This is a genomic window from Aerococcus sp. L_32 (assembly GCF_050689315.1).
The window spans coordinates 1-898 of record NZ_JBOEQF010000733.1 but is presented as its reverse complement, the minus strand read 5'-3'; the positions used below and the strand labels follow the sequence as shown (position 1 = coordinate 898).

Annotated in this window: 1 protein-coding gene and 1 pseudogene; both read right to left on the bottom strand. The window is 42.2% G+C overall.

The features are described 5' to 3' along the window. Positions 1 to 73: 73 nt before the first annotated feature. The gene (locus tag ACRCJ0_RS16040) at positions 74 to 388 is read right to left on the bottom strand and encodes a YbaB/EbfC family nucleoid-associated protein (protein ID WP_338191834.1); all 315 of its coding nucleotides are present in this window, start codon (positions 386 to 388) and stop codon (positions 74 to 76) included. 75 nt (positions 389 to 463) lie between these two features. Further along, positions 464 to 898, bottom strand: a pseudogene (locus ACRCJ0_RS16035) (DNA polymerase III subunit gamma/tau); the annotation flags it as partial.

Below are 898 nucleotides of genomic sequence, written 5' to 3'. Positions count from 1 at the left end.
AAAAATACCATGCGTAGTCCCGCTACCCATGGTATAAATGGTCCATCATTATCAACCATATTCTTTGCCTTGATTATAGTCCTGGGATACCTTTAGTGTATTTGCCCATAACGTTTGCAGTTTCAGCGTCTACTTTTCCAAGTCCGTTGTTCACTGCTTCAATCAATAAATCTTGTAACATATCAACGTCTTCTGGATCGACTGCATCCGGTTTGATGTTGATTGCTTTCACACGGCGGTCACCTGTTACCGTCACGTTCACCATACCTGATGGTTCAGTCCCTTGAAACTCTTTTGTTTCAATATTCTTTTGTTCTGACTCCATCTCTTGTTGCATCTTTTGCATTTTACGCATCATTTGTTGCATATTTGCCATTCCGCCTGCCATTTTATCGTCTCCTTTTAGCTTTTCATATTTTTTAAATTACATATTCATTGTCATTTTGGCATCAAGCCCCATGACCTAATCATCTATTATTGTAACATTATCCTTACCAAATAGTGAAGTTGCTTGATCGACTTGCTCTTGACGCGAACGTGATTCTTCCTCATTCAATCCGTTCTCATCCAGCCCATCATCCACCACTTCATCTTCTTGGGTAAAGGCTTCCGCGTCCGTTGCTGATCCTTTCGTAGCAATCGCATCACTACCCACTAGATCGCCTAATTCGCCATTTTTCATAGCCTGAACATAACTTTGTCGAGCAGACTGCCACTGGTCACTCGTTAAATAATACATCTTTGTTGGGTGACCTAGTTGATTAGATAGCATCCGCTCAATTTCTTGACGGGTCTCCGTATCGTCATCCACCTTCTTGCACAGAATTTCATAATCAAACCGCACTACGAATGCATTTGGTGAAGCCGCCGCTGGGAAAGTTGCCTTCAATAAGGCCGC

What these genes read in the sequence shown, in the direction of transcription:
- ACRCJ0_RS16040 (WP_338191834.1), bottom strand. Translation starts at nt 388, where the DNA reads ATGGCAGGCGGAATGGCAAATATGCAACAAATGATGCGTAAAATGCAA.